Raw genomic sequence first — 25,506 nt, 5'->3', positions numbered from 1 at the left:
GGAGCGATATTCTTACCTGATGTTGGCTCCGACGCCGAAAGATCGGCAGAGGATTAAAAGGGAACACGGTGCGGCGTACCCATCAGGGACCAAATCCGTGGCTGCCCCCGCAACTGTGAGCGGCGAGCGACGTCCGGACTGAGCCACTGGCCCCATTCGGGGGCTGGGAAGGCAGGACGAAGCCGGGACCCGCGAGCCAGGAGACCTGCCGACGCGGCGACCGGACGATCCGGCGTCTTAACCGCAACATCCGGGATTGGCAGAAATGCCGCCTCCCCGGAACGGCTCTTGTCGGAGGGACACATGACCACAACCACGCAACAGACTGCGGCGATTTCCGTCGGCACGTCGAAAAAGCTGATCGCCGCCTTTGCCCTGCTCGGCGGGCTCGGGATCGTCTTCCTGACCGGATTCGCTGCGTCCGACGCGGTCCACAACGCTGCGCACGATACCCGTCACAGCATGGCCTTTCCCTGCCACTGAGGCAGCGCCATGGTCATGAGATTCCTGAAGGCCGCTCTCGCGGCCGGATTTCTTGCGGGCGCGCTTGTAGCCGGACTGCAGGAAGTCACCACCACACCTCTGATCCTCGAAGCGGAGAAATACGAGTCGGGCGAGATCGTCAGTGCCGGACGCTTCCTGGTCGCGCACGCGTCGGACGTCCGGAGCGATTCGCTGGTCCACCTGGCCCATGGCGGTGAAGACCACGGCAGCGAGAACGCCTGGGCTCCCGAGGACGGAATCGAGCGCAGTCTCTCGTCGGCGCTGGCGACGGTCGGGACCACCTTTGGTTTCGCCCTGATCCTGCTTGCCGCGATGGTTCTCAGCGATACAAAGATCAGCGCCCGTTCGGGTCTGGCCTGGGGGGCCGCAGCATTCGCGGCGACCGGCCTTGCCCCCGCTCTGGGCCTCAGCCCGGAACTTCCGGGTTCGGCCGCGGCCGTCCTCGAAGACCGGCAGATATGGTGGATCGGCACCGCGCTCGCGACGGCTGCGGGACTGTTTCTCGCGCTCCGCGTCTCCGGTCCGCTTGCCATTGTCGCCGGCCTCGCCCTGATCGCGCTTCCGCACGTGATCGGCGCGCCGCATGCGGACGGTTACACCAGCAACGTTCCGTCCGAACTCTCGGGGCATTTCGCGTCTGCATCGCTGGTCGTGCACGCCGTGACCTGGGCGCTGACCGGCAGTGTCGCCGGCTTCGTCTGGAAGCGCACCGGGACCAGAGAAGCCACCGCAAGCGCGTGAGCGGAGATCCTGCGGCGGAGGGCGGCGAACACCGTCCTCCGCATCCCGTCACCATCGATATCTGCGTCTCCTGCCGTGCCGCGGACGGTTCCGGCCGCGACGGTCGCTTGCTGTTCGAACGGCTCGAAACGGCCTGCGCCAGCCTGCCCGGAATCGCCTTGCGTGCCGTGGAGTGCATGGCGGTATGCGACCGACCGGTCACTGTCGCGCTCCGAGGCCCCGGTCTCTGGAGCTATGTGATCGGGGATGCGGATCCGGAAACCCAGGTCGAGGAAATCCTCGCGTCGGCCAGGGCCGTCGCCGCCTCCCCGCATGGTGTGCCGCGACTGAAAGAGCGCCCGCCCGTCTTCCGGCACGGCGTGATCTGCCGCCTTCTTCCACCGCCGACGGACCCCGTCTGAAACCGCGCACTTGCGGTTCCGGTGTTGCCGCTGGATCAGCCGGGCCGGCTCCGGCTAGCCTCTGCAGCGGGCACATACAGAGGAATACGCCATGATCGACCAGATCCTCGTTATTCTCGGCATCACCATGCTGATCATGATCAGCCCGGGGCCGGACATGGTGATCGTGATGCGCAACACGATTATCGGGGGGCGCGCGGCCGGCCTAAAGTCTTCCCTCGGAGTCCTCACGGGCAACATGGTGCACATCACCTATTGCGCGATCGGCATAGGCCTACTGATTTCGCAGAGCATCCTGGCATTCAACATCCTGAAATATGCCGGTGCCGCCTATCTGATCTATCTTGGCATCATGAGTTTCTTCGCGACCGAAACCAGGCTTTCGGTCAAGCACCTGGAGCCGCGCGCGGTCAACCAGCGCTGGTTCCTGCAGGGTTTCCTCAACAACATTCTCAATCCGAAGGGCACGCTGTTCTATCTCGGGGTTTTCACCATGGTGATCACGCCGGAGACCGCCACCGGCACAACCCTGTTGCTCGTCGCCATCATGATGGGTGTCAGCGCCGCCTTCTGGGTCTTTTTCGTCTTCACGCTCGACACCGGCATCGTCCGCCGGGTACTGGAGCGTGGGCAAAAGCTGGTCAACCGTGTCTTCGGCGGGCTGCTGATATTCCTCGGTATCCGAGTCGCGTTTCTGGAGCGCTGAAGAGATGAGTGACACCCTGGGCGGACACGGCTCCCTTTCCGACTACGCCGTCACGGATGGACTCCGCACGCGCTTCCACATTCCGGAAGAATGGAGCTTCGCGATCCCGAAACTCGTGGAGTGGCGGGATTGCGATGGCTTCGCCCATGTGAACCACACCGCCTATCTCTCCTGGTACGAGAGCCTCCGGAACATCTATTTCGAGGTCCTCGGTCATCCGCGGCACGCGATGAACGTGCCCGGGCCGGTGATGAAGCATCTCGAGACCGAGTACATCCGCGGACTCTCCTACCACACGCCGATCTGCATAACCGGCCGGACGGTTTCCATGCGCAACACCAGCATGGTGATGGAATATGCGACCTGGGACGAACAGGGCTGCTGCAACTGGTCGACCCAGCTCTTCGTCCTGATCGTGAACGCGACCGGTAAGAAAGCGCCGATTCCGCCGGAACTCAGGGCTGCCATCATCGCCCTCGATCATCCCGAGCAGAGCTGAAAGCTTGGGAGATCTTTCTTTGCGCGCTTTCCGCGGCTTGCCGTCTCGCAACTGAAAGAATTGCCCGGACCGTCACCAACAAGTGTTTGAGATCGCCGTGTGCTGGGACTAGGGTTCATCATCCCGATCCGTTCCGGATCGTGGAAAAGCATTCAAGCTCAGGCAAATATTGTGAGGCTTCACATGAACGCATTGGCAAAGAGCTTCGCGGTCGCGGCGCTTGCCGCTTCCATAGCTCTCCCCGTCTCAGGCGGGAAGTCCTACGCCGGGACCCCATCGGACACGCTGGTGATCGCAGCCACCATCGATGACATCGTCTCACTTGATCCGGCGGAGATCTTCGAGTTCTCGGGCGGCGACCTCGCGCAGAATGTCTACGACACCCTTGTTGCATTCGACCCGACGAACCTATCCGGGGGCTATGTGCCCGGTCTGGCGGAAAGCTGGACCATCAGCGAGGACGGCACTCAGTACACGTTCAAGATGCGTCCGGGTGTGACGTTCCATTCCGGCAACCCGGTTACCGCCCACGACGCTGCCTTTTCGCTGCAGCGCGCGGTAATCCTGAACAAGACCCCGTCCTTCATCCTGACCCAGTTCGGCTTCACCGCCGAAAACGTGAAGGAAAAGATCAAGGCCGTCGACGATATGACGCTGACGATTCAGACGGACAAGAAATACGCAGCCTCCTTCGTCCTCAACTGCCTGACCGCGACCATCGGCAATATCGTCGACATGAAACTCGTGATGGAGCACGAAAAAGACGGTGACATGGGCTACGAGTGGCTGAAGACCAACTCGGCCGGCTCCGGCGCCTATTCCCTGCGCGGCTGGAAGCCGAACGAGAACTATGTACTTGAGGCAAATGAGAATTACTGGCGGGCCAAGCCGGAAATGAAGCGCGTTTTCGTGCGCCACATCTCCGAATCAGCCACGCAGCGCCTGCTGATCGAAAAGAGCGACGTCGACGTTGCCCGCAACCTTTCACCCGACGACGTGGCGGGCCTTTCCGGCAACGACGATGTCCGCATCGACGAGGATCTGCGCGGTCGGATCATGTATTTCGCGCTCAACCAGGAACATCCGATCCTCTCCAAACCCGAGGTCCGCGAAGCCTTCAAGTGGCTCGTCGACTACGAGGGAATGTCAACCAGCTTCCTGAACGGCCAGTATGTGGTGCATCAGGCGTTTCTTCCGCTGACCTACCTTGGCGAACTGCACGACAAGCCCTACAAGCTGGACGTCGACAAGGCGAAGGCCCTGCTCGCCGAAGCCGGCCATGCCGACGGATTCGACGTGAAGATCTATGTCCGCAATGCCCAGGAACGGCTCGAGATCGCACAATCTCTGCAGAACATCTGGGCCCAAGCCGGCATCAGAGCGACACTCGAAGTCGGTACCGGCAAGCAGACACTCGGCGTCTATCGCGCCCGGAAGCACGAGATCTATCTTGGCGCCTGGGGTCCGGACTATCCCGATCCGCACACCAATGCCGATACCTTTGCCCACAACCCGGACAACGCGTTCGAAGCGAAGAACACCGGCAAGCTCGCCTGGCGGAACGCGTGGGACATTCCGGAAATGAGCAAGGAGACCGAGGCGGCCGTGCAGGAGAGCGATCGTGACACCCGGGTCGAGATGTACCGCAAGATTCAGGCGGACCACCAGAAATCCAGTCCGTTCGTGATCATGCTCCAGAAAATCGAGCAAACGGCCATCCAGACGCATATCACCGGATTCCACACCGGAAGCGCGGTAAGTTCCGTCTATTACTGGACGGTCAAGAAGTAACAGCCGGAGCGCTGCTGCCACATGGCACTGAATACATCCAACACCGTCGGGAGAGGGGCACTGTCCCTCTCCCCTCGTTTTTTGCGGGCTGTACTGCAGACGGTATTGACCGTCTGCGTCACCTTTATTGGCCTGCTTTTCGTCACCTTCGTCATCGGCCGCGTCATGCCGATCGACCCGGTACTCGCCGTGGTCGGCGACAAGGCGAGCGAGGAGATCTATCAGGCCGCCCGCCTCGAGATGGGGCTCGACCAGCCGCTCTATATCCAGTTCGCCTACTATCTCGGCGACGTCCTGAGAGGGGATCTCGGCACCTCGCTGCTGACCGCGCGCCCGGTCGCCGAGGATATCGCGCGCGTCTTCCCGGCAACGCTTGAGCTCGCCACCATCGCGACCCTGTTCGGCGTCCTGTTCGGCATACCGATGGGCGTGCTCGCCGCCGTCAACCAGGGCCGCTGGCCGGACCAGGTGGTCCGCGTGCTTGGTCTGTTCGGCTATTCCATGCCGGTCTTCTGGCTCGGCCTGATCGGCCTCCTCGTATTCTACGGAGTACTCGGATGGGTCGGCGGCCCGGGCCGTCTCGACATCTTCTATGAGGGCATGATTCCGCAGGTCACCGGCGCAATCCTGATCGACAGCCTGATCGCCGGCGATCTGGAAATCTTCGCCAACGCGGTGTCACATATCGTGCTGCCGGCGGCCGTCCTCGGCTACTACTCCATCGCCTATATCAGCCGCATGACCCGCAGCTTCATGCTCGAGCAGCTGAGTCAGGAATACATCACCACCGCCCGGGTCAAGGGCATCTCGGAAACCCAGGTGATCTGGCGCCATGCACTCGGCAACGTCCTGGTGCCGCTGATCACGGTGATCGCGCTTTCCTACGCCCAGCTCCTCGAGGGCTCGGTGCTGACGGAAACGGTGTTCGCCTGGCCGGGCCTCGGCTTCTACATCACCAACGCGCTGCTCTCGGCCGACATGAGCGCGGTGCTCGGCGGCACCGTCGTGGTCGGCGCCGTCTTCGTCGGCCTCAATCTGCTGTCCGACCTGCTCTACCGGCTCGTCGATCCGCGCGCCCGCTAGCAGGAGCCCGAACATGACCGCAGAAATCGCTCAAAGCCCCGCTCCCGGCCTCAAGGCCTGGCTGACCACGGACACACCGGCCTCCCGATGGCAGGCCCGGATGGTGCAGTTCTATCTCGGCTGGCTGTCGCTCTCGCGCAATCCGCTTGCCATGATCGGGCTCGGCATCCTCGTCCTGCTGATCCTGCTCTCGGCACTGGCGCCCTGGATCGCGCCGCATGACCCGCTGGCGCAGAACCTCCAGAACCGTTTGCTGCCGCCCGGCGCGCCCGGCCATCTCTTCGGCACGGACGAGCTCGGCCGCGATATCCTGAGCCGGATCATCCACGGCGCCAGCATCACGCTCTATATCGTCGCGCTCGTCGCCGCCACGGCGCCCGTCCTCGGGCTCGTGATCGGAACGCTGGCCGGTTATGCCGGCGGCTGGCTCGATACCGTCCTGATGCGCCTGACGGACATCTTCCTCGCCTTCCCGCGCCTGGTGCTCGCGCTCGCCTTCGTCGCCGCGCTCGGCCCGGGGATCGAGAACGCGGTACTCGCCATCGCCATCACCTCCTGGCCGCCCTATGCGCGCCTCGCCCGGGCCGAGACGCTGACCATCCGCAACCAGGACTTCATTAGCGCGATCCGCCTGCAGGGCGCCTCCCCGGCCCGCATCATTGCCGGCCATGTCATGCCGCTCTGCCTCTCGTCGGTAATCGTCCGCGTCACCCTCGACATGGCCGGCATCATCCTGACCGCCGCCGGTCTCGGCTTCCTCGGTCTTGGCGCCCAGCCGCCGATCCCGGAATGGGGCGCAATGATCTCCGCCGGCCGCAAGTTCCTGCTCGACCAGTGGTGGGTCGCGACCATGCCGGGTCTGGCGATCTTCATCGTCAGCCTCGGCTTCAACCTGCTCGGCGACGGACTGCGTGACATTCTCGATCCGCGGAGCGGCCAATGAGCGGCCCCGGGGATAACGGAGCGCTCCTGACCGTTGAGGACCTCTCCGTCCGTTTCCACACCCGCACCGGGATCGTCGACGCGGTGCGCAATATCAGCTTCTCCGTCGGGCGCGAGAAGGTCGGCATCGTCGGCGAGTCCGGGTCCGGCAAGACCATGACCGGCCGCTCCGTGCTGCGTCTCATCCGCCCGCCCGGGGTGGTGACGGCCAAACGCATGGAGTTCGACGGCCAGGATCTGATGAAGCTCTCGGAAAAGGAGATGCGGCAGATCCGGGGCGATCGCATCTCCATGGTAATGCAGGACCCGAAATATTCTCTCAATCCGGTGATGACCATCGGCGAGCAGATCGCGGAGGCCTACCGGGTCCATACCGGCGCCTCCAAACGCGAGGCCATTTCGCGCGCGCTGGAGATGCTCTCTGCGGTCAAGATCCGGGATCCCGAGCGAGTCCTCGGACTCCACCCGCACGAGGTCTCGGGCGGGATGGGCCAGCGCATCATGATCGCCATGATGCTGATCCCCGATCCGGACCTGATGATCGCGGACGAGCCGACTTCGGCGCTCGATGTAACGGTGCAGATGCAGGTGCTCGCGATCATCGACGATCTCGTGACGCAGCGCGGCATGGGCCTGATGTTCGTCTCCCACGACCTCAACCTCGTCGCCTCTTTCTGCGACCGCGTGATCATCATGTATGCCGGACAAATCGTGGAGACCTGCAAGGCGAGCGAACTGGACCAGGCGAAGCATCCCTACACCCGGGGATTGCTGAATTCGCTGCCCCGGCTCGATCGCGAGCCCGGGCCGTTGCCGGTGCTGGAGCGCCAGGAAAGCTGGAAGACCGAATCCGGTGTCGATGCCTATTTCAAGTGAGAGCGGCTCTATGGCGCTGATCAACGTTTCCGAACTCGATGTCCGCTTCGGCGCGGGCGAGGACATTGTCCATGCCGTACGCGGCGTCTCTTTTTCCGTCGAGCAGGGCGAGACCTTCGGGCTCGTCGGCGAGTCCGGTTCCGGCAAGTCGACCGTGCTGCGCGCCGTGAGCGGATTGAACCCGGACTGGGCCGGCACGATCGAGATCGACGGCACACGACTCGGCGCAGCCCGCGACAGACCGTTCTACAAGCGCGTCCAGATGGTGTTTCAGGACCCCTACGGATCGCTCCATCCACGCCACACCGTCGACCGCATCCTGAGCGAGCCCTGCCAGATCCACGGCATGTCCGGCATCGAGGACCGTGTAAAAGAGGTCCTCGTCGCCGTCGGTCTCGGCCCGACCTTCCGGTTCCGCTTCCCGCACCAGCTCTCCGGCGGCCAACGCCAGCGCGTCGCCATTGCAAGATCGCTCATCCTTGAGCCCGAAATCCTGCTTCTGGACGAGCCGACCTCGGCTCTCGACGTCTCGGTCCAGGCGGAGATCCTCAATCTGCTGCAGCGCCTGAAGAGGGATCGCGGCCTGACCTTCGTTCTGGTCAGCCATGACCTCTCCGTCATCGCCCATATGTGCGACAGGCTGGCGGTGATGAATGCAGGGCGGATCGTCGAGGAACTCACCGTGGCGCAGCTCCGCGCCTCCGAGCCGCGGGAGGCCTATACGCGTCAGCTGCTGCGGGCAAGTCTGGGCTACGACCGCGCTGCGGCCGCGAAGATGGAATCGTTCGATTGACCGTGCAATTCATCTTGCGTTTACAACTGTCGGCTTAGAGTCTGCGGATGCAAACTCTCGGCTACACCGAAATCCCCGTTCCCGGCACCTCCGGCAGTCTCTATATCGGCCCGCTCCCGGCCGACGAGGATATCGTGCAGATCATTGCCCGGAACGGCATAGATACCGTTCTCTCGCTCGCAACCGACGCCGAGTTACGAGACCTCGGAACGCCCGGGCTGCGGGAGGCGTTTCTCAGTCACATGCTCAACTGGACTCACTTTCCGATCAAGGATTTCGACATCCCCTCACCAGCGGACACCGAGGCGTGGAGGTCGATCGAGACCATCCTCGTCGAACGACTGAAAAATGGCGGAAGAATCGTGATTCACTGCCGCGCCGGATTCGGACGCAGCGGCATGATCGCGGCACGGCTGCTGATGGCCTGCGGCGCGCCGCCGGACGAGGCGGTGGGCATCGTCCGCGCGGCGCGGCCGGGTACGATCGAAACGGCGGCGCAACTCGACTGGGCGAAGAGCGCCGGCGCCGTTTGACCGGATCAGAGCGCGGCGACCGCCATGATCTCGACGGTGTATTTCGGGCTGGCGAGACGCGGCGACTCGACACAGGCGCGGCACGGTGTGTTGCCCGGAACCACCCACGCATCCCAGACCGCGTTCATTTCCGCAAAATCGTCCATCGAGTTCAGCCAGATCGTCACCGTGAGCAGCTTTGACTTGTCCGTGCCGGCCTCCGCCAGCAGGGCATCGAGCGCGGCCAGGATGTCCTTTGTCTGGTCGGCGACGCTGGCGCCCGGCGCGTTCTGGGCGACCTGTCCCGCCGTGTAGACAGTGTTTCCGTGGACCACAACCTGGCTCATCCGGTCGCCCGTGCGATAGCGCGTGATTCCCATATTCCTCGCTCCTCAAGCTTTGAAAGAAACCGCAGCATAGTGGCGCGTGGCACCCTCCGCATAGAGTCATCCGCCAATCTCACCCGTGCCGGTGCGGGAACAACGAACGCGCCCATTCGGGCATTGCAATGACCGCCATCGCCCGGCTTAATCGGGCCGGACAGGTGCGGGGGACTCCCGCCGGAGCGAGGGACAAGCGGGACACGATGAAAGCGGAAACGCGCGCCGCACTGGCCGACTGGCTGCGCTCCGAAACGGGAGCCGACAACTTCGAGATCACCGGACAGAAATTGCTCTCGGGTGGTGCGATCCAGGAAAACTGGCTGCTGGAAATCTCGGCCTCCGGCGGCACTCTCGGCGGAACGGATCGTGTCGTGCTGCGGACCGATGCCGCTTCCGGCGTCGACGAGAGCCACGGCCGCCCGGAGGAATTCCGCCTGCTCTCCGCCGGGTTCGAGGCCGGTATGACGGTGCCGGAGCCGCTTGCGCTCGAAGCCGCGGGCACGGTCATCGGCAAGCCCTTCTACGTCATGCGCGCAGCCGCCGGCACCGCCAGCCCCCGGGCCCTGACGCGGGACGAGAGCATGCACCCGCAACGCCGGGAACTGGCGCGGCAGATCGGCCGAGAAATGGCGAAGCTGCACGCGATCCGCGCACCGCGCGCGGATCTCGATTTCCTCGGCATTCCGCCGGCCGATCCGGCCGCGCAAAGGATCTCCGAGCTCTACGGTTTCCTCGACAGCCTGCCGAAAGCCTATCCCGCACTCGAATGGGGACTCCGCTGGCTCGAGCTCAACAAGCCGTCGGCGGGAGCATCCGCGCTCTGCCACCGCGATTTTCGCACCGGTAACTACATGGTCGCGGAAGGCCGCCTGACCGCAGTGCTCGACTGGGAATTCGCCGGCTGGAGCGACCCGCTCGAGGATATCGGCTGGTTCTGCGCCCGTTGCTGGCGCTTCGGGGTCGACGAGCGGGAGGCCGGCGGTGTCGGAAGCCGCGCCGATCTCTATGCGGGATACGAGGAACAAGCCGGCGGACCGCTCGACTGGGACAATGTCCCCTTCTGGGAGGTCCTCGCCACCGTTCGCTGGGGCACGATCGCACTGCTGCAGGGCGAACGGCACAATTCCGGCGCCGAGCGCTCCATCGAGCTCGCTCTGACCGGCCGCAAGGCTGCGGAGATGGAGCTCGACGTGTTGCTACAGGTCGCGGAAATCGAACGGAGCAAGACCCATGTATGAAGCCCCGGGACGCAAGGCGCTCGTCGAGACGGCGCTCGACAGTTTCCAGGCGGAGATACTGCCCGACCTCTCGGGCGACCGGAAATATATTGGCCTGATGATCGCCAGCGCACTCGCCATCGCCGTCAGAGAGCTCGAGGCGGACGAGGAAACGGCACCGGTCCGTCGTGTGCTGGATGCTTTCGCAGCGCTCTACGGAGAAGACAATGTGGCGCGATCAGGCGAGGATGCATTGTGCCGCCTCGACGCGCTCAGCCGCGATCTCGCGCGCGAGCTGCGCGAAGGTGTCTACGACAAGGACCTGACCGGATCCGTAAAGCAGGTGCTGACCGTGCTCGTCGAGGAAAAGCTGAAGCTCTCCAATCCGAAGTTTCTTGCCGCACGGGAATACTCCCAGCCGACACCGAACTGAATGATGCAAAAAATCGATTCAACGCAAGATAATCATCCGGATTAAAGTACTCACCTAACCCCCTAAATCAAAACGACTTAAGCAGATTGATCGACCGCATAACCCTCGAGAATGTAAGCATTTTCTGATGCGTATCGGCAACAGATTCGCCCCGCGAGACCGCGAGTCGATGCAGCAACGACACTGTCTCCCGCTCAGGAGATCTCCCGGTTGATGTAGCGCTCGTAATCCGGCACCGCCCGCTCGTAGGGCGCGTCGAAATGCGTGCTGGCGAGCACGAAATCGGCGCTCGCCTGATTACAGGCAAGAACGACATTGTAGAGCGTGCAAAGCCGGACCAGCGCCTTCACGTCGACATCATGCGGCATGGTGGTCATGGGATCGGTGAAAAAGATCAGGATATCGAGGCCGCCTTCCGCAATCAGCGCGCCCATTTGCTGATCGCCGCCCAGCGGCCCGCTGCTGAAGCGCCGAACCTCGAGCCCCGTTTCCTCCGCGATCATCCGGCCCGTCGTACCGGTGGCGACAAGCTCGTGCGCCCGCAGCTTCGAGGCATGCGTCCGGACGAAATCCCGCAGCGCAGCCTTGCGGGCATCATGGGCAATCAGCCCGATCCGCTTGTTACTGTTCATGCAATCCGCTCCCCCGCCCGGCAAGATAGTTTCCAAATGCGCGCTACACTGTCCCCCCGACGCCCGCTAGGCTGCAAGAAAAAGCACCAGTGTAAACAACCGATATGGGACGGGAGGACATGTCCGAAATTACTGAATCCGATCTGCGCAAGCTGACGGAGTGGGATACCCCCACGATTTGCAACGGCCTCGAAGTGGTCATGCCGGAACGCCGCACGATCGGCTTCACCACCATGCCGCTGGTCGCATTGGATCCGTCCCTGCCCCCGATCTGCGGCTATGCCCGCACCGCGACGATGCGCGCCGTCACACCGCCGCAGGGCGATGCCCGGGCCACCCGCGCCGCCTATTACACCTATGTCGCCGAAGGCGAGAGCCCGCGCATCGTGGTACTGCAGGATCTCGACCCCGAGCCGGGCTTCGGCGCCTTCTGGGGCGAAGTCAACACGACGGTCCACAAGGGCCTCGGCTGCCTCGGCTGCGTCACCAACGGCTCCTTCCGCGACATCGATGCCTCCGCCAGGGGCTTCCAGATCCTCGGCGGCAAGGTCGGCCCGAGCCACGGCTGGGTGCATCCGGTCGATTTCGGCGTGCCCGTCAATGTCGGCGGCATGGCGGTGAACCACAACGACATCATCCATGCCGACCGGCACGGAGCGGTCGTGGTTCCGGCCGAAGCGGTGAAAAAGCTGCCGGAGGCCATCGCGATGCTGGAACGCCGCGAAAAGGTGATCCTCGACGCCGCCAAGGCGCCCGACTTCAACATCGACAAGCTGAAGGCCGCAATGGCCGGCGCCGCCGAAATCCACTGAATCGCTAGTCCGGAAGAATTCCCATGAATAACAAGTATCACGTACTCGTGGTCGACACGCTCCACGAGGTCGGCCAATCGCAGTTCGATGCGCGCGACGACATCGAAACCACCGTGCTCGAACTCCCGAGCGAGGAAGAACTCCTTGCCCATGTCGGCAAGGCCGATGCGATCGCGGTGCGGACCACCAAGATCCCGCGCAAGGTCATCGAGGCGGCGCCCAAGCTGAAAGTTGTCTCGCGCCATGGTGTCGGTTACGACTCCGTCGATGTCGACTGCCTGACCGAACGCGGCATTCCACTCTGCGTCGCGGCGACCTCGAACGCGGTTTCGGTTGCCGAGCATGCCATGTTCATGATCCTGGCGCTGGCCAAGCAAAGCGTCGCCTTCGACCATGCCACGCGAAACGACAATTTCTGGATCAAGCTCGGGATGGGCGCCCAGGACATAGCCGAGAAGTCCCTGCTCATCGTCGGTTTTGGCCGGATCGGCTCAAGGACGGCGAAGCGGGCCCTCGCCTTCGACATGAAGGTCTCGGTGCTGGATCCCTATGTCGACGACAAGGTGATCGAGGCGGCCGGCTGCACGCCTGTCTCCGACCTCGACGCCGTCTTGCCGGAGATGGATTTCGTCACCCTGCATTGCCCGAAGAACACCGAGACCGTGAACATGATCGGCAAGGCACAGCTCAAGTCGATGAAGAAAACGGCGGTCCTCGTCAATACCGCCCGCGGCGGCCTGATCGACGAGGAGGCGCTCTTCGACGCGCTGAGTTCGGGCGACATCGCCAGCGCCGGCCTCGATGTCTTTGCCGTGGAGCCGCCGAAATCGGATCACCCCCTGTTCCAGCTCGACAACATCATCGTCAGCCCGCACAGCGCCGGCGTAACCGAGCAGTCGATCCTGCGCATGGCCTATCAGACCGCGGAAAACGTGCTGAATGTCCTGGACGGCAAGGCGAACCCGGATGTGATCATCAACAAGCAAGTGCTCTGAGGGAGAGGCGGCCATGAAGACGAGACTGAGAGACTGTTTCGACAGCGGCAAGGGCGTGATCAACGCCTGGCTGTCCATTCCCAACACCTTCACTGCCGAGATCACGGCGGCGCAGGATTTCGACTCCGTCACGATCGACCTCCAGCATGGCCTGGTCGATTATCAGATGGCGCTTACCATGCTGCAGGCCATGAGCGCCTCCGACGCGACGCCGATCGTGCGGCCGCCCTGGCTCGAGCCCGGCATCATCATGAAGCTGCTGGACGCCGGTGCGCTCGGCGTCATCTGCCCGATGGTGAATACCCGCGCCGACGCCGAGAAACTGGTGGGCATCTGCAACTACGTGCCCGACGGCTTCCGGTCCTCCGGCCCGACCCGCGCCGGCATGATCTACGGCAAGGACTACCACACGCGCGCCAACAAGACGGTCGCCACGCTGGCGATGATCGAGACCGAGGAGGCACTTGCCAATGTGGACGAGATCGCGGCGACGCCGGGCCTGACCGGGCTCTATATCGGCCCGAGCGACCTCGCCATCTCCCTCGGCCACATGCCCGGCCTCGACCGTACCGAGCCGGAAATGCTGACGGCGATCGGGAAGATCCGCGTTGCCGCGAAGAACGCGGGTATCAAGGTCGGTATCCATTGCCTTGCGACCGATTATGCCAAGCAGATGCTGTCCGAAGGTTTCGACCTGGTCACCCTCGGTAACGACGTGCGGCTTTATTCGGCAGCCGCGGGCGCAGCCGTTTCGGCGATGCGTGGCTGATGGCTGGAAGCAAAGAGATCCGGGTCGCCCCGGAGGTCATGATCAGACTGGTGCGTGCGATGTTCGCGCGCGCCGGCTGTTCGGAAAAAGAGGCCTCGGATATCGCCGAGCGCCTGACCGGGGCCAATCTCCGAGGCCATGACAGCCACGGCGTGATTCGGGTGCCGCGTTACCTGCAATGGATCGAGGCCGGGCGACAGAAGATCAACCAGACCATCGAGATCGTCATGGAAAACGAGGTCATGGCGATCGTCGACGGCAAATACGGCTTCGGTCAGAGCGTCGGCGAGCAGACCGTCGATCTCGGCCTGAAGAAGGTGAAGGCGCAGGGCCTTGCCCTGACGGCGCTGCGCGATGCCGGACATCTCGGGCGGATCGGCGACTGGGCCGAGCGCGCGGCCGCGGCCGGCATCGCCTCCATCCATATGGTCAATGTCCGCGGCTCGCTGCTCGTCGCCCCGTTCGGCGGGCGCGAACGGCGCATGGGCACCTCGCCCTTCTGCATCGGCATTCCGGTCAGGGGCGGCGATCCGGTGGTGCTCGATTTCGCCACCTCCACCGTCGCCGAGGGCAAGGCCCTGGTCGCGCTCAAGGGCGGCAAGGCCCTGCCCGAGGGCTCGCTGATCGACGCCGAGGGCAAGCTGACGAACGATCCCTGGCCGCTCTATGGCGACGTGCCGGAGGGCAAGGCGCCGGAGCCCTATGGCGGTCCCGGCGCGCTGACCCCGTTCGGCGGGCACAAGGGCTCCGGACTTAATTTCATGATGGAGATGATGGCCGGCGCCCTCACCGGCTCCGGCTGCGCCGGCGGCCCGGACGAGCCGGAACGGCGGCCGTTCTGCAACGGCATGCTGTCGATTTTCATCGACCCGGACCGGATGGACAGCGGCGGCGTCATGGCGGACGAAATCCGCAGCTACATCACCTTCGTGAAGAACACCCGTCCCGCGGAAGGTGTCGCGGAAGTCCTGGTGCCGGGCGAGAAGGAGCGGATGACGCTGGCGGAACGCAGCGCCGGCGGCCTGCCGCTGGCACCGGAGGTCTGGGACGACATCCTCGCCTCCGCGCGCAAACTCGGGTTCTCGGAGAACGAGCTGGAAACGCTCGGCTCATGATTTGAACACATTGTCATTCCCGCGCAGGAGGGAACCCAGAGACCATAGAGACGCGTCCGTCTTCCCCGGGTCCCCACCCGCGCGGGAATGACGGTAAACAATGGGTTCCGGATACCCTGCCCTTCGCCCGTCGCACGCCCCATACACGAGCCGCCATGCCCGAGCCGACACGCATTCCCGCCTTCTGCACCCAGTGCCGCTCCCGCTGCGGCTGCACGGCACTGGTCGACGACGGGGAACTGCGCGGCATCGAGCCGCTGCCGGAGCACCCGAGCGGCGCCAGGCTCTGCCCGAAGGGTCTCGCCGCACCGGAGCTGGTCTACCACCCTGACCGGCTGACCCGGCCGCTGCGTCGGACCTCGCCGAAAGGCGCGGCAAATCCGACCTGGGAGACGATCTCCTGGGACGAGGCGCTGGACGAGATCGCGGGCGAGATGGCGCGGATCAGGAACGATCACGGGCCGGAGCAGGTCGCCTTCTCCGTCACCACGCCGAGCGGTACGCATATCTCCGACGCGATCTCCTGGATTGAACGATTCATCCGCGCCTATGGCAGCCCGAACACCATCTATGGCACGGAAATCTGCAACTGGCACAAGGACTTCGCCTCGCGCTTCACCTACGGCACAGATATCGGCACGCCCGACTTCGCACGGAGCGACTGCGTGCTGCTCTGGGGCCATAATCCCGCCGCCACCTGGCTCGCCCGCTCGATCGAGGTGCAGAAGGCCATCCGACGGGGCGCCAAACTTGTCGTGATCGACCCGCGGCCGACGATGTATGCGCGTCGGGCCGATGCCTGGCTCAGGCTTCGTCCCGGGACCGACCAGGCGGTTGCGCTCGGCCTGCTCAACCTTCAGCTGGAAAGCGGTACCTTCGACCGGGCCTTTGCCCGGCGCTGGTGCAATGCCGCGCTGCTGGTCCACCCGGAAAGCGGACGCCTCTTGCGCGAGAGCGATGTCGTGCCGGAAGGCCGTGACGACATCCTGCTCGCCGCGAGTCCCGACGGAGCGGCGCTGCTGCGCTATGACGCGGCTGCGAGAGTCTGGCTGGACGATCCCGACGGGGCGGACCTCCTCGGCAGCCACGAAATCCCGGGCCGGTCTGGCACCATCCAATGCCGCACCGTACTGCAGACCCTGCGCGACGCCGCGGAGCCTTACACGCCGAAGCAGGTCGAGGCACTCTCCGGCGTCCCGGCCGATGATCTGCGCAAGGCGGCTGAGATCCTGAACGGGAGCGCGTCCGTCGCCTACTACGCCTGGAACGGCGTCGGTCAGAGTGTGACGGCGACCCAGACAGACCGGGCGATCTCCAGCTTCTACGCACTCACCGGCCATTACGGCGCCACCGGCGGAAACATTCCGGGCGGGGCGGCGCGCTTCAACGATATCTCGGGACAGGATCTGCTGTCCGAGACGCAGCGGGCCAAGGCGCTTGGCCTTCGTGAGCGTCCACTCGGCCCCGGTCGGCACGGCTGGGTAACGGCGCGCGACGTCTATCGCGCCGTGCTGGACAGCACCCCCTATCCCGTCCGCATGCTGTTCTCCTTCGGCGGCAATCCGCTGGCGTCGCAGCCGGACACGGCCCGCGCCAAAGCGGCCTTCGGCAAGCTCGAATTCCATGTCCACACGGATTTCTTCCTGAACGCGAGCGCGGAATGTGCCGATATCGTGCTTCCTGCCGCGACCTCTTGGGAACGCGAGGGACTGCGCACCGGTTTCGATGCCAGCCTGGAGGGGATGCGGAAGGTTCAGCTTCGCCCGGCGGCCGTTGCCCCGGTCGGAGAAGCACGCAGCGATACCGATATCGTCCTGGACCTCTCCCGCCGTCTCGGCCTTTCTGAGATCATGTTCGACTGCGATGCCGACAGGGGCCACGACCACATGCTCGCGCCCTCAGGGCTCGACGTCGCCGGACTGCGGGCCGCGCCGGAAGGCATCACGCTGGACGGCAACGTTCAGGAAAAACCGTACCTGACCGCCGGATTCCCGACCCCGAGCGGGCTGGTGGAGCTTTATTCCGAGCAGTTCCTGGACCATGGCCAGGACCCGGTGCCGGCGCTCGATCCCTCGGAACTTCCCATGCCACCGGAATCACCGTTTCCGCTTCGTCTCGGCTCGGCCAAGACCGTCGTCTACTGCCACAGCCAGCACCGCAATATTCCCTCGCTCCGCCGCCTGCAGCCGGACCCGATCCTGGAAATGTCGCCGGAGCTTGCGGAAGCGCGCGGCATCGCGGAGCGCGACTGGTTGGAGATATCGACGAAAGCCGGGAGTTTCCGCGCGCGGGCCAAGCTGGCGAGGGGACTCGCACCGGACGCGGTGTTCGCCCAGCACGGCTGGACCATCGCGGACGCCGCTCCCGGCGCACCGCTCGCCGCAAACCTGAACGGCGCCGTCGCCACCGACCGCGCCGACCCGGTCAGCGGCTCGATCCCGCTCCGCTGTTCCTGGTGCGATGTGCGGAAGATCTAGGAAACGATCGCGTTCTATAGCTCTTCGTCCTTACCGCATACGCGGGGCCCCGGGGATCCCGGGATCGCGGCCGTCTTCCTGAGTCCTCACCTGCAGGAGAATGACGACGGGAATGTGAGGAGCGGGTTAGCGCCCTTCCGGCCCGTATCTCTGCTCCAGGTCGTAATACCAGTCGAATCCGACCGTCTCGTAGAGTTCCTCGAAGGTGAGCAGCCGGTCCGGGCCCGGATGCGCGCCGCTCGCCATCAGGGAAAGCGCGTCGCGCATGGCGCGGAGCGAGACGTTGAGCAGGGTGACGCCGAAGAGCAGGCAGTCATAGCCGACCGATTCGGCCTCGCCGGGGCTGAGCCAGGGCCGGCCTTCCCGTTCGAGCTGGGCGAGCAGTTTCGGGACCGCGACACGGCGGCAGAGTTCCTCCATCTCGCGGCGGTCCTGCGGGCCCTCGAAATAAACGATGTCGGCGCCCATGTCGGCGAAGGCCTCGCAGCGCCAGAGCGCCTCCTCCAGCCCCTCGGCGACCCGGCTGTCGGTACGGGCGAGGATCAGGATGTCTCCGCCACCCGCCCGGATCTCGTCCCGCATGTCGAGGGCGGCGCGCAACCGGGCCGTCGCCTCCCCCCGCGAGACGACCTCGACGCCCTTGGCGAATCCGCAGCGTTTCGGGAAGACCTGATCCTCGAGCATGACACAGGCGATGCCCGCATCGGCGAACCCCTTCACCGTGCGCCGGACATTGACCGGATTGCCGAAGCCGGTGTCCGCGTCACCGATCAGCGGCAGCGAGACCGCACCGGCGATGTCCCGCGCCTGGTCGAGGATTTCCTTGTAGGAGAGCAGCCCCGCATCCGGCAGGCCGATCTGGGTGGCGCTCACCGCGTAACCGCTGACATAGACCGCCTCAAAGCCTGCCTGCTCCGCCAGCTTCGCGCTCATGGCGTCGAAACAGCCGGGAATCGTCAGGATCCGAGACTCCGACAATCGTTCCCGCAACCTGGTTGCCTGCCCCATTCGTTCCTCCCCCTTGCACATAGCCGGAAGAGACGATAGCGCCGGACCCGAAACGGAAAAAGGCCCCTCGGAAGGGGCCTCTTCGCAACACGTATCCGTGCCGGTCTCAGAAAGCGTCTTTGACTTTCAGAACCTGGCGGCCGCGATACATGCCGGTCTTCAGATCGATGTGGTGCGGACGGTGCAGCTCACCGGTATCCGGGCTTTCCACATACGTATCCGACTTCACCCGGTCGTGAGCACGACGCATACCGCGCTTGGACGGGGTCGTTTTCCTCTTAGGAACAGCCATCGTTCTTATCCTCAGTTCGTCGGCGTTAGATGCACCGACGGTGCAATCTCAGGGGCGCTGTCTTAGTGGGTTTCCGAAGCGGTTGCAAGGGAAAAACCCTTCAAAACCGCCACGGCAGGCATGCACCTATTCGAACTCCATGATCTGCTGGTCGACCGCGAGGCTGGCCCCGGCGGCGGCATGGATCCTGGCAACCGTGCCGTCCTTGGCGGCGCGCAGCACGTTCTCCATCTTCATCGCCTCGACCACCGCCAGTTCCTGGCCGGCCTTGACCGGCTCTCCCTCGGAAACCGCGAGCGAAACCAGCAACCCCGGCATCGGCGAGAGAAGGAACTTGGAGAGATCTGCCGCTTCCTTCTTCGGCATCCGATCGAGCAGCTCAGAGGCCTTGCGGCTCATCACCGTGAACTGGCGCTGCGCCCCGGCGATGGAGGTATGATAGTCAATCCCGCGGCGCTCCATCTGCACGGGGAACGGCTTGCCGTTGACGGTCCCGCCGAACACCGGCTCGCCGGCCCGGAGCGTGCCGCGCACCTCGAACATGCTGCCATTGATGGTCACGTCGTAGCCGCCGTCGATCACGCGCGCCTCGGCATCCTCCGCCGTGTCGTCGTGACGGACCTTCCAGGCGCTCTGGGGCGGGTTGCGGTCACCGACCGGAGTCTGGCCGGAAATCATCCGGTTGCGCTCGGCATTGGCGCATTCCGAGGCCACTGCAACCGCGCGCATCGCGTTCTCGGTGTCCCCGGAGACCGGCGCGCCCTCGAAGCCGTCCGGATATTCCTCGGCGATGAAGTTGGTCGTCAGCCGCCCGTCGCGGAAGCGCTCATGCGCCATCATGGCGGAGAGGAAATCCACATTGTGACCGACGCCGCGGATATGGAAGCGGTCGAGCGCCTCGGCCATGCGGTCGATCGCCTCGATCCGGTCCTTGCCGTAGGTGCAGAGCTTGGCGACCATCGGATCGTAGAACATGGAGATCTCGGCACCCTCGTAGACGCCGGTATCGCAGCGCACGCTCTCGCTCTCTGCCGGCGGGCGGTAGCGCACCAGACGGCCGGTCGAGGGCAGGAAGCCGCGATAGGGATCCTCCGCGTAGATCCGCGATTCCATCGCCCAGCCCGTCAACTTGATGTCCTTCTGGGTGAAAGGCAGTTCCTCGCCGGCGGCCGAGCGGATCATGATCTCGACGAGATCGAGGCCGGTCACCAGTTCGGTCACCGGATGCTCGACCTGAAGGCGGGTGTTCATCTCGAGGAAATAGAAGTTCCGCTTGCCGTCGACGATGAACTCGACCGTACCGGCCGACGAATAGTCTACGGCTTTCGCCAGAGCGACGGCCTGCGCGCCCATCTCGGCGCGGGTCTTCTCGTCGAGGAACGGGCTCGGCGCCTCCTCGATCACCTTCTGGTGGCGGCGCTGGATCGAGCATTCGCGCTCGCCCAGATGCACGACGTTGCCGTGCTTGTCCGCGATCACCTGGATCTCAATATGGCGCGGTTCCTCGATGAACTTCTCGATGAAGACGCGCTCGTCGCCGAAGCTGGAGCGGGCCTCGTTCACAGCCGAGCGGAAGCCGCTGGCGACCTCCTCGGCGGTGTGGGCGATGCGCATGCCCTTGCCGCCGCCCCCCGCCGAGGCCTTGATCATCACCGGGAAGCCGATCTCGGCGGCGATCTTCGCCGCTTCCTTCTCGTCGGCGAGGATGCCGAGATAGCCCGGAACGGTGTTTACCTTGGCATCGTGCGCCAGCTTCTTCGACTCGATCTTGTCGCCCATCGCGCCGATGGCCTTGATGCCCGGACCGATGAAGGCAACGCCCTCCGCCTCCAGCGCCTTGGCGAAAGCGGCGTTCTCGGAGAGAAAGCCATAGCCCGGGTGCACCGCCTCGGCGCCGGTCTGCCGGATCGCCTCCATGATCCTGTCGATCACGAGATAGGATTCGGCGGAGGGGGCGGGTCCGATATGGACCGCCTCGTCGGCCGTCTGGACGTGCAGGGCGTCGGCGTCCGCGTCGGAATAGACGGCGACGGTCTTGATGCCCATGCGCTTCGCGGTGCGCATCACGCGGCAGGCGATCTCGCCGCGGTTGGCGATAAGGATTTTCTTGAACATGGGTTGGAAGTTAGCCGCTCGTTCCGGAGGCGGCAATAGCGCTTGGAGCGCGATCTGACGCAGATCAGATCAGGAAATTGATATAGGAGCCGGGAGGCGCGTCGGGATCGATATTGTCGTTGGCGATCAGCGTCATCAGACGGGCGATCTGGCGGTCGATATCGGCGTCCGTGGTCGCGGTCCGGAGCCGGAAACCGCGCGTGGGCGCGCTCGGGGCCAGCTGCGGCGTTTGCTCCGCCGGAGCGACCCTGGCCGGACGGCGCACGGCCGGGCGCTGCACGCGGCCGCGAATGTCTCCGACGCCGCCGTTACCCGGTCCGCTCGGGGGAAGTGCCATGTCCGTTCCCTCGGATCGTTGCCTGCCTCATCGGACTATAGCGGAGCCGGAATCGACGGGAAAGCTTCAGGTTCTGCCGCCGAGCACGCCTTCGAGCGCGTCCATCGCCGCTTTCAGCCGTTCCGGCGCGGAGGCGTAGCAGAGCCGGAGATATCCCTCGCCAGCAGGGCCGAAGGCGGCGCCGGGCGAGAGGCCGACATTGCATTTGTCGATGATCTCCTTGCAGGCGGCGGTCGAGTCGGCCATGCCCTCGACCGCGAAGAAGGCATAGAACGCCGCCTTCGGCCTCGCGGCGCGGATGCGCGGCCAGGCTTCTAGCCTGTCGAAGACGATGTCGCGGCCGGCGAGGCAACGGGCACGGAGCTGTTTGACAACGTCGTCACCCTCGCGCATGGCGACGATGGCGCCGCGATGCAGGAATTGGGGCACGCCGGAGGTGATGATCTGCACCAGCTTGGCCACGGTCGGGCCGAGCCCGGCCGGATGCGTCAGCCAGCCGAGGCGCCAGCCGGTCATCATCCAGGACTTGGAAAAGGAATTGATCACGAAGAGCCGGTCCGTCGGCTCGGCGATCTCGAGGAAGGACGGTGCCACGTCGCGGTCGAAGACGAGCTGGTGATAGACCTCGTCGGAGATCACCCATATCCCCCGCTCGCGGGCGAACTCGAGCAGTTGCCGCTGCTGCTCGCGCTCCATCAGCCAGCCGGTCGGGTTGCCCGGCGAGTTGACGAAGATCGCCTTGGTCCTGTCGGTGACCGCGGCGAACAGCGCCTCCATGTCGAGATGCCAGTCGTCGTCATGCAGCCTGAGGGAGACATGCACGCTCTTGCCGCCATTGATCTCCACCGTCGAATAGATGTTCGGCCAGATCGGCCCGATCACCACGACCTCGTCTCCGGGCTCCAGCACGATCTGCATGGCGAGCGCCAGCGAGGACATGCCGCCGGTGGTCAGGCTGACCCGCTCGGTGTCGAGCGCGAGTCCGCCTTCAAGCCCGAATGTCCGGTTCATGTAGGCGGCAATCTCCTTGCGCAGATCGAGGATCCCGCGCTGGTCGGTATAAAAGGTCTCGCCGCGCCGCATCGCGTCCGCCGCCGCGTCGGTGATGAAGCGCGGGGTCGGCAGGTCGCCTTCGCCGAACCAGAGCGGGATCAGTCCCTGTCGGTCCCAGCCGTGCAGTGCAACCTCGACGATCGGGGTTTCCTCGAGGCCTTCGACGAGCGGGTTCATCGGGCCGAAATCGGGCGCGGCGTTCATCAGCATCGCTCAATCCTGTGACTGGGTATCGCGGCCGGTCAAAGCGCGGCATCCGCGAACTTTATCCCTTTGCCCGACCCTCACAACCCCATAAAACCGATGCCGTGCATTAGCGGGAATTAACCGGAAGCGACGGGCTCGATGACAAGGATATTTCTGATCCGCCATGGCGAAACGGTCTGGAACCGGGAAGGCCGGCTGCAGGGCCAGCTCGACTCGCCCCTGACGCTGACCGGCATCCGCCAGGCGGAAGCGCACGGCCGCAAGCTCGCCGAGATCTCGGCGGAAGAGACAATGTCGCTGCATGCGAGCCCGCTCGGCCGCACGCGCCAGACCGCCGCCATCATCTGCGAGATCGCGGATCTCCCCTATGAGGAGATCCGCTTCGATGCCCGGCTGAAGGAAATCACTCTCGGCGAACATGACGGCTATCGCGGCTGGCATCGGCTCGACCGGGATTTCCCGGAATTGGCGGCACAGCGCAGGGCCGACCCTTGGAACTTCCAGCATCCGGGCGGCGAGAGCTCCGAGATGGTCCGCCGCCGGGTCACGCCGTTCCTGAACGAGCTGCAGGAAAAAGGCGGCACGCACCTGATCGTCGCGCATGGGGTCGTCAACAAGGTGATGCGCGGGGTTCATCTCGGGCTGTCTGAAGAGGAATGCTTCGCCCTCGACCGGCCCCAGGACGGTTTCTACCTTCTCGAAGACGGGCGCGAGAGCTTCATTCGATCGATGGAATAGACGGCAGCCGGCGGATCGTGCGGATCGGGATATTCATGTCCTTGGTCCGGTCCATGAATTCCGTCAGCGCTTCATAGGCGACAGCCATGTGATGTCCGTTCGCGTGCAGCAGGATACCCGGCTCGGCGAGGAACATGACGTGGCCCGCGGTGAACAGCAGGTCGCCCGGCTCTGCCGCGTCCAGCCCGCCCTCGACCACGTCCCCGACCGCCGCCTCCTGCATGTCGCTGTCGCGTGGCGCGGTGATCCCGGCGCGGGCAAGCGCGAGCTGCACCAGGGCAGAGCAGTCGAGCCCGAAGCTGGAGCGCCCGCCCCAGCCGTAGGGCGCGCCCATGAAGAGCTCCGCGGTCGAGAGATAGTCCGGCTCCACTTCCGCCAGTTCGCAGAGATGTGGCGTGTAGATCCAGCCGCCGCCGGTCCCGTAGTCGATGCGGGAATATTTCCCCTCCTCGTCCGTCACACGCACGCGCGTCGAAAGATGCAACATGTCGAGCGGGATACTCTTCAGGTCCGGCTCGGGAAAAACATAGGAGCGCAGCGCCTGGAGCTCGTTGCTGTACGGCGCGTCCGTATCGGGCCCGAGCCCCTCCTCGCGGACATAGCCGACATAACCGTCCGTCTGGTTCTGCCCCCAGGCCCAGCCTTGCCGGCGCTCGTAGACGATGAAGCGTTCGTTGAAGAGCAGTTCGGTGGCCTGCCGGGAGGCTGCCTCCGGCTGCTCGCGGACCGAGAGCGTACCGGAGAGCACCCGGCAAGCCTCGCCTTTCACGTATTTCGGCGCCTCGATCTCGGCCTCGAGAAAGTCGGCGCAGATATCGTCGCGGGCCGGCGTCAGGCGCGGGTCATAAGGGTCGATCTTCACGCCATCAGATCCTTGATCGCGCGGTCGAGGCCGTCGAGGGTGAGCGGAAACATGCGGTCCTCCATGAGCTCGCGCATCATGCTTATCGACTGGGTATAGTGCCAGTATTTCTCCGGCGTCGGATTGAGCCAGACGGAGCGCCGGAAATGCCCGGTCAGACGCTGCATCCAGACCCCTCCCGCCTCCTGGTTCATATGCTCGACGCTGCCGCCGGGCATGGCGATCTCATAAGGGCTCATCGAGGCATCGCCGACGAAGATCGCCTTGTAGTCCGGCCCGTAGGTGTGCAGCAGATCAAAGGTCTGGGTGGCGTCGACATGACGCCGCCAGTTGTCCTTCCAGAGCTTCTCGTAGGGACAGTTGTGGAAGTAGAAATATTCGAGATGCTTGAATTCCGAGCGCGCGGCGGAGAACAGCTCCTCCATCACCTTGGTGTAGGGATCCATCGAACCGCCGACATCTAGGAACAGCAGCACGTTCACCGTGTTATGCCGCTCCGGGCGCATCTTCAGATCGAGATAGCCGCCATTGCGCGCGGTCGAGCGGATCGTGTCGCCCATATCGAGTTCGGTGGCGGCACCGGAGCGGGCGAAGCGGCGCAGCTTGCGCAGCGCCATCTTGATGTTGCGTGTGCCGATCTCGACCGAGTCGTCGAGATTGCGGAACTCGCGCTTGTCCCAGACCTTCACCGCGCGGTTGTTGCGGTTGCCGTCCTGGCCGATGCGCACGCCTTCGGGATTGTAGCCGTAAGCGCCGAACGGGCTGCGGCCGGCCGTGCCGATCCACTTGTTGCCGCCCTGATGGCGCTTCCGCTGCTCCTCCATGCGCTTCTTCAGCGTCTCCATGAGCTTTTCCCATCCGCCCATGGCCTCGATCTCGGCCTTTTCCTCCTCGGTAAGATTGAGCTCCGCCATCTTGCGCAGCCATTCCTCCGGGATCTCCTTGCCGAACAGGTCGTTGAGGTATTCCAGCCCCTTGAAGACATGGCCGAAGACCTGGTCGAAACGGTCGAGATGACGCTCGTCCTTCACCAGCGTGGCGCGGGAGAGATAGTAGAAATCCGTGACCGCGTAATTGCCGAGCCCGGCCTGCACGGCCTCCAGCAATGTCAGGTACTCCTTGACGGAGACCGGCACCTCGGCGCGTTTCAGCTCGTAGAAGAAATTCGAGAACATGGGGGAGAGTTGTCACAGCGTCCGCGCGAAGGGTCAAG

28 protein-coding genes and 1 riboswitch are annotated in these 25,506 nt (G+C 64.4%); of the genes, 19 read left to right on the top strand and 9 right to left on the bottom strand.

Annotated elements, in window-relative coordinates; genetic code table 11:
- Positions 1 to 6: 6 nt before the first annotated feature.
- Positions 7 to 228: riboswitch (cobalamin riboswitch) on the top strand.
- Between the two features lie 75 nt (positions 229 to 303).
- From ACOOE1_RS02235 to ACOOE1_RS02185, 11 genes are all read left to right on the top strand, one after another.
- A complete protein-coding gene (locus ACOOE1_RS02235) occupies positions 304 to 483 on the top strand; it encodes a CbtB domain-containing protein (RefSeq protein ID WP_420404716.1) in 180 nt (59 codons plus the stop codon).
- A gap of 9 nt (positions 484 to 492) precedes the next feature.
- Entirely contained in the window at positions 493 to 1,245 is a 753-nt protein-coding gene (locus ACOOE1_RS02230) for a CbtA family protein (protein WP_420404715.1), read from the top strand.
- The gene (locus tag ACOOE1_RS02225) at positions 1,242 to 1,646 is read left to right on the top strand and encodes a DUF1636 family protein (protein WP_420404714.1); all 405 of its coding nucleotides are present in this window, start codon (positions 1,242 to 1,244) and stop codon (positions 1,644 to 1,646) included. The genes ACOOE1_RS02230 and ACOOE1_RS02225 overlap by 4 nt, the downstream gene beginning before the upstream one ends.
- Before the next feature lie 91 nt (positions 1,647 to 1,737).
- Positions 1,738 to 2,352, top strand: a complete 615-nt coding sequence (locus ACOOE1_RS02220) for a LysE family translocator (protein ID WP_420404713.1) — start codon at positions 1,738 to 1,740, stop codon at positions 2,350 to 2,352.
- A 4-nt stretch (positions 2,353 to 2,356) separates the two neighbouring features.
- Positions 2,357 to 2,851: an acyl-CoA thioesterase gene (locus tag ACOOE1_RS02215; protein ID WP_420404712.1), complete on the top strand. Its 495-nt coding sequence runs from the start codon at positions 2,357 to 2,359 to the stop codon at positions 2,849 to 2,851.
- 183 nt (positions 2,852 to 3,034) lie between these two features.
- Positions 3,035 to 4,642 (top strand): ABC transporter substrate-binding protein, encoded by a 1,608-nt coding sequence (locus tag ACOOE1_RS02210; protein WP_420404711.1) that lies wholly within the window; start codon positions 3,035 to 3,037, stop codon positions 4,640 to 4,642.
- A 21-nt stretch (positions 4,643 to 4,663) separates the two neighbouring features.
- Complete coding sequence (locus ACOOE1_RS02205) at positions 4,664 to 5,725, top strand: ABC transporter permease (protein ID WP_420404710.1); 1,062 nt, start codon at positions 4,664 to 4,666, stop codon at positions 5,723 to 5,725.
- 13 nt (positions 5,726 to 5,738) lie between these two features.
- Positions 5,739 to 6,668, top strand: a complete 930-nt coding sequence (gene nikC / locus ACOOE1_RS02200) for a nickel transporter permease (RefSeq protein WP_420404709.1) — start codon at positions 5,739 to 5,741, stop codon at positions 6,666 to 6,668.
- Positions 6,665 to 7,543: an ABC transporter ATP-binding protein gene (locus ACOOE1_RS02195; protein WP_420404708.1), complete on the top strand. Its 879-nt coding sequence runs from the start codon at positions 6,665 to 6,667 to the stop codon at positions 7,541 to 7,543. The genes nikC and ACOOE1_RS02195 overlap by 4 nt, the downstream gene beginning before the upstream one ends.
- Positions 7,544 to 7,553: 10 nt before the next feature.
- Positions 7,554 to 8,336 carry an ABC transporter ATP-binding protein gene (locus ACOOE1_RS02190; RefSeq protein WP_420404707.1) on the top strand — a complete coding sequence of 261 codons (783 nt, stop codon included), beginning with the start codon at positions 7,554 to 7,556 and terminating at the stop codon, positions 8,334 to 8,336.
- A gap of 47 nt (positions 8,337 to 8,383) precedes the next feature.
- Complete coding sequence (locus ACOOE1_RS02185) at positions 8,384 to 8,869, top strand: protein-tyrosine phosphatase family protein (protein WP_420404706.1); 486 nt, start codon at positions 8,384 to 8,386, stop codon at positions 8,867 to 8,869.
- A gap of 5 nt (positions 8,870 to 8,874) precedes the next feature.
- On the opposite strand, the gene ACOOE1_RS02180 is transcribed toward ACOOE1_RS02185, so the two are convergent.
- Positions 8,875 to 9,228, bottom strand: coding sequence for a RidA family protein (locus tag ACOOE1_RS02180; RefSeq protein ID WP_420404705.1), 354 nt, complete (start codon positions 9,226 to 9,228; stop codon positions 8,875 to 8,877).
- Positions 9,229 to 9,434: 206 nt separating this feature from the next.
- On the opposite strand from ACOOE1_RS02180, the gene ACOOE1_RS02175 reads away from it, so the two are divergent.
- On the top strand, positions 9,435 to 10,469 hold the full coding sequence (locus ACOOE1_RS02175; protein ID WP_420404704.1) for a phosphotransferase family protein: 1,035 nt from the start codon (positions 9,435 to 9,437) through the stop codon (positions 10,467 to 10,469).
- Complete coding sequence (locus ACOOE1_RS02170) at positions 10,462 to 10,881, top strand: DUF6285 domain-containing protein (protein WP_420404703.1); 420 nt, start codon at positions 10,462 to 10,464, stop codon at positions 10,879 to 10,881. Before ACOOE1_RS02175 ends, ACOOE1_RS02170 begins: the two co-directional genes overlap by 8 nt.
- Positions 10,882 to 11,075: 194 nt before the next feature.
- Here ACOOE1_RS02170 and ACOOE1_RS02165 read toward each other — a convergent pair whose 3' ends face one another.
- Positions 11,076 to 11,513: a methylglyoxal synthase gene (locus ACOOE1_RS02165; RefSeq protein ID WP_420404702.1), complete on the bottom strand. Its 438-nt coding sequence runs from the start codon at positions 11,511 to 11,513 to the stop codon at positions 11,076 to 11,078.
- A 119-nt stretch (positions 11,514 to 11,632) separates the two neighbouring features.
- On the opposite strand from ACOOE1_RS02165, the gene ACOOE1_RS02160 reads away from it, so the two are divergent.
- The 5 genes from ACOOE1_RS02160 to ACOOE1_RS02140 all read left to right on the top strand — a co-directional run bounded on the left by ACOOE1_RS02160 (position 11,633) and on the right by ACOOE1_RS02140 (position 17,681).
- Positions 11,633 to 12,325 carry an RraA family protein gene (locus tag ACOOE1_RS02160; protein ID WP_420404701.1) on the top strand — a complete coding sequence of 231 codons (693 nt, stop codon included), beginning with the start codon at positions 11,633 to 11,635 and terminating at the stop codon, positions 12,323 to 12,325.
- Between the two features lie 23 nt (positions 12,326 to 12,348).
- Positions 12,349 to 13,320, top strand: coding sequence for a hydroxyacid dehydrogenase (locus ACOOE1_RS02155; protein ID WP_420404700.1), 972 nt, complete (start codon positions 12,349 to 12,351; stop codon positions 13,318 to 13,320).
- 13 nt (positions 13,321 to 13,333) lie between these two features.
- Entirely contained in the window at positions 13,334 to 14,089 is a 756-nt protein-coding gene (locus ACOOE1_RS02150; protein WP_420404699.1) for an HpcH/HpaI aldolase family protein, read from the top strand.
- Complete coding sequence (locus ACOOE1_RS02145; protein WP_420404698.1) at positions 14,089 to 15,204, top strand: malate/lactate/ureidoglycolate dehydrogenase; 1,116 nt, start codon at positions 14,089 to 14,091, stop codon at positions 15,202 to 15,204. Before ACOOE1_RS02150 ends, ACOOE1_RS02145 begins: the two co-directional genes overlap by 1 nt.
- Positions 15,205 to 15,359: 155 nt before the next feature.
- Positions 15,360 to 17,681 carry a molybdopterin-containing oxidoreductase family protein gene (locus tag ACOOE1_RS02140; RefSeq protein ID WP_420404697.1) on the top strand — a complete coding sequence of 774 codons (2,322 nt, stop codon included), beginning with the start codon at positions 15,360 to 15,362 and terminating at the stop codon, positions 17,679 to 17,681.
- Between the two features lie 126 nt (positions 17,682 to 17,807).
- Here ACOOE1_RS02140 and ACOOE1_RS02135 read toward each other — a convergent pair whose 3' ends face one another.
- The 5 genes from ACOOE1_RS02135 to ACOOE1_RS02115 form a co-directional block, all read right to left on the bottom strand.
- On the bottom strand, positions 17,808 to 18,689 hold the full coding sequence (locus ACOOE1_RS02135; protein WP_420404696.1) for an isocitrate lyase/PEP mutase family protein: 882 nt from the start codon (positions 18,687 to 18,689) through the stop codon (positions 17,808 to 17,810).
- Between the two features lie 106 nt (positions 18,690 to 18,795).
- Positions 18,796 to 18,981 carry a 50S ribosomal protein L32 gene (gene rpmF, locus ACOOE1_RS02130; RefSeq protein WP_292880541.1) on the bottom strand — a complete coding sequence of 62 codons (186 nt, stop codon included), beginning with the start codon at positions 18,979 to 18,981 and terminating at the stop codon, positions 18,796 to 18,798.
- 126 nt (positions 18,982 to 19,107) lie between these two features.
- Positions 19,108 to 21,096, bottom strand: coding sequence for an acetyl-CoA carboxylase biotin carboxylase subunit (locus tag ACOOE1_RS02125; RefSeq protein WP_420404695.1), 1,989 nt, complete (start codon positions 21,094 to 21,096; stop codon positions 19,108 to 19,110).
- Positions 21,097 to 21,160: 64 nt separating this feature from the next.
- Complete coding sequence (locus tag ACOOE1_RS02120; RefSeq protein WP_420404694.1) at positions 21,161 to 21,433, bottom strand: hypothetical protein; 273 nt, start codon at positions 21,431 to 21,433, stop codon at positions 21,161 to 21,163.
- Between the two features lie 66 nt (positions 21,434 to 21,499).
- Positions 21,500 to 22,696, bottom strand: coding sequence for a pyridoxal phosphate-dependent aminotransferase (locus ACOOE1_RS02115; RefSeq protein ID WP_420404693.1), 1,197 nt, complete (start codon positions 22,694 to 22,696; stop codon positions 21,500 to 21,502).
- A gap of 135 nt (positions 22,697 to 22,831) precedes the next feature.
- Between ACOOE1_RS02115 and ACOOE1_RS02110 the strand changes: the two genes are divergently transcribed.
- Entirely contained in the window at positions 22,832 to 23,431 is a 600-nt protein-coding gene (locus tag ACOOE1_RS02110) for a histidine phosphatase family protein (protein ID WP_420404692.1), read from the top strand.
- Here ACOOE1_RS02110 and ACOOE1_RS02105 read toward each other — a convergent pair.
- Both ACOOE1_RS02105 and ACOOE1_RS02100 read right to left on the bottom strand, forming a co-directional pair.
- Positions 23,412 to 24,293, bottom strand: a complete 882-nt coding sequence (locus ACOOE1_RS02105) for an NlpC/P60 family protein (RefSeq protein WP_420404691.1) — start codon at positions 24,291 to 24,293, stop codon at positions 23,412 to 23,414. The genes ACOOE1_RS02110 and ACOOE1_RS02105 overlap by 20 nt on opposite strands.
- Positions 24,290 to 25,468, bottom strand: coding sequence for a vWA domain-containing protein (locus ACOOE1_RS02100; RefSeq protein ID WP_420404690.1), 1,179 nt, complete (start codon positions 25,466 to 25,468; stop codon positions 24,290 to 24,292). The genes ACOOE1_RS02105 and ACOOE1_RS02100 overlap by 4 nt, the downstream gene beginning before the upstream one ends.
- Positions 25,469 to 25,506: the final 38 nt, after the last annotated feature.

Origin of the sequence: Nisaea sp. (assembly GCF_965216895.1) — a bacterium.
GTDB lineage: Bacteria > Pseudomonadota > Alphaproteobacteria > Thalassobaculales > Thalassobaculaceae > Nisaea.
Note: the sequence above shows the minus strand (reverse complement) of the source record. Positions and strands in the feature narration are given on the sequence as shown.

Bases quoted from the DNA above. Each gene is read 5' to 3' on its own strand.
- ACOOE1_RS02120 (WP_420404694.1), bottom strand. From the start codon at position 21,433: ATGGCACTTCCCCCGAGCGGACCGGGTAACGGCGGCGTCGGAGACATT.
- ACOOE1_RS02235 (WP_420404716.1), top strand. From the start codon at position 304: ATGACCACAACCACGCAACAGACTGCGGCGATTTCCGTCGGCACGTCG.
- ACOOE1_RS02185 (WP_420404706.1), top strand. From the start codon at position 8,384: ATGCAAACTCTCGGCTACACCGAAATCCCCGTTCCCGGCACCTCCGGC.
- ACOOE1_RS02210 (WP_420404711.1), top strand. From the start codon at position 3,035: ATGAACGCATTGGCAAAGAGCTTCGCGGTCGCGGCGCTTGCCGCTTCC.
- ACOOE1_RS02160 (WP_420404701.1), top strand. From the start codon at position 11,633: ATGTCCGAAATTACTGAATCCGATCTGCGCAAGCTGACGGAGTGGGAT.
- rpmF (WP_292880541.1), bottom strand. From the start codon at position 18,981: ATGGCTGTTCCTAAGAGGAAAACGACCCCGTCCAAGCGCGGTATGCGT.
- nikC (WP_420404709.1), top strand. From the start codon at position 5,739: ATGACCGCAGAAATCGCTCAAAGCCCCGCTCCCGGCCTCAAGGCCTGG.
- ACOOE1_RS02125 (WP_420404695.1), bottom strand. From the start codon at position 21,096: ATGTTCAAGAAAATCCTTATCGCCAACCGCGGCGAGATCGCCTGCCGC.
- ACOOE1_RS02140 (WP_420404697.1), top strand. From the start codon at position 15,360: ATGCCCGAGCCGACACGCATTCCCGCCTTCTGCACCCAGTGCCGCTCC.
- ACOOE1_RS02100 (WP_420404690.1), bottom strand. From the start codon at position 25,468: ATGTTCTCGAATTTCTTCTACGAGCTGAAACGCGCCGAGGTGCCGGTC.
- ACOOE1_RS02115 (WP_420404693.1), bottom strand. From the start codon at position 22,696: ATGCTGATGAACGCCGCGCCCGATTTCGGCCCGATGAACCCGCTCGTC.
- ACOOE1_RS02180 (WP_420404705.1), bottom strand. From the start codon at position 9,228: ATGGGAATCACGCGCTATCGCACGGGCGACCGGATGAGCCAGGTTGTG.
- ACOOE1_RS02230 (WP_420404715.1), top strand. From the start codon at position 493: ATGGTCATGAGATTCCTGAAGGCCGCTCTCGCGGCCGGATTTCTTGCG.
- ACOOE1_RS02190 (WP_420404707.1), top strand. From the start codon at position 7,554: ATGGCGCTGATCAACGTTTCCGAACTCGATGTCCGCTTCGGCGCGGGC.
- ACOOE1_RS02150 (WP_420404699.1), top strand. From the start codon at position 13,334: ATGAAGACGAGACTGAGAGACTGTTTCGACAGCGGCAAGGGCGTGATC.
- ACOOE1_RS02135 (WP_420404696.1), bottom strand. From the start codon at position 18,689: ATGGGGCAGGCAACCAGGTTGCGGGAACGATTGTCGGAGTCTCGGATC.
- ACOOE1_RS02220 (WP_420404713.1), top strand. From the start codon at position 1,738: ATGATCGACCAGATCCTCGTTATTCTCGGCATCACCATGCTGATCATG.
- ACOOE1_RS02170 (WP_420404703.1), top strand. From the start codon at position 10,462: ATGTATGAAGCCCCGGGACGCAAGGCGCTCGTCGAGACGGCGCTCGAC.
- ACOOE1_RS02145 (WP_420404698.1), top strand. From the start codon at position 14,089: ATGGCTGGAAGCAAAGAGATCCGGGTCGCCCCGGAGGTCATGATCAGA.
- ACOOE1_RS02155 (WP_420404700.1), top strand. From the start codon at position 12,349: ATGAATAACAAGTATCACGTACTCGTGGTCGACACGCTCCACGAGGTC.
- ACOOE1_RS02215 (WP_420404712.1), top strand. From the start codon at position 2,357: ATGAGTGACACCCTGGGCGGACACGGCTCCCTTTCCGACTACGCCGTC.
- ACOOE1_RS02165 (WP_420404702.1), bottom strand. From the start codon at position 11,513: ATGAACAGTAACAAGCGGATCGGGCTGATTGCCCATGATGCCCGCAAG.
- ACOOE1_RS02110 (WP_420404692.1), top strand. From the start codon at position 22,832: ATGACAAGGATATTTCTGATCCGCCATGGCGAAACGGTCTGGAACCGG.
- ACOOE1_RS02195 (WP_420404708.1), top strand. From the start codon at position 6,665: ATGAGCGGCCCCGGGGATAACGGAGCGCTCCTGACCGTTGAGGACCTC.
- ACOOE1_RS02175 (WP_420404704.1), top strand. From the start codon at position 9,435: ATGAAAGCGGAAACGCGCGCCGCACTGGCCGACTGGCTGCGCTCCGAA.
- ACOOE1_RS02205 (WP_420404710.1), top strand. From the start codon at position 4,664: ATGGCACTGAATACATCCAACACCGTCGGGAGAGGGGCACTGTCCCTC.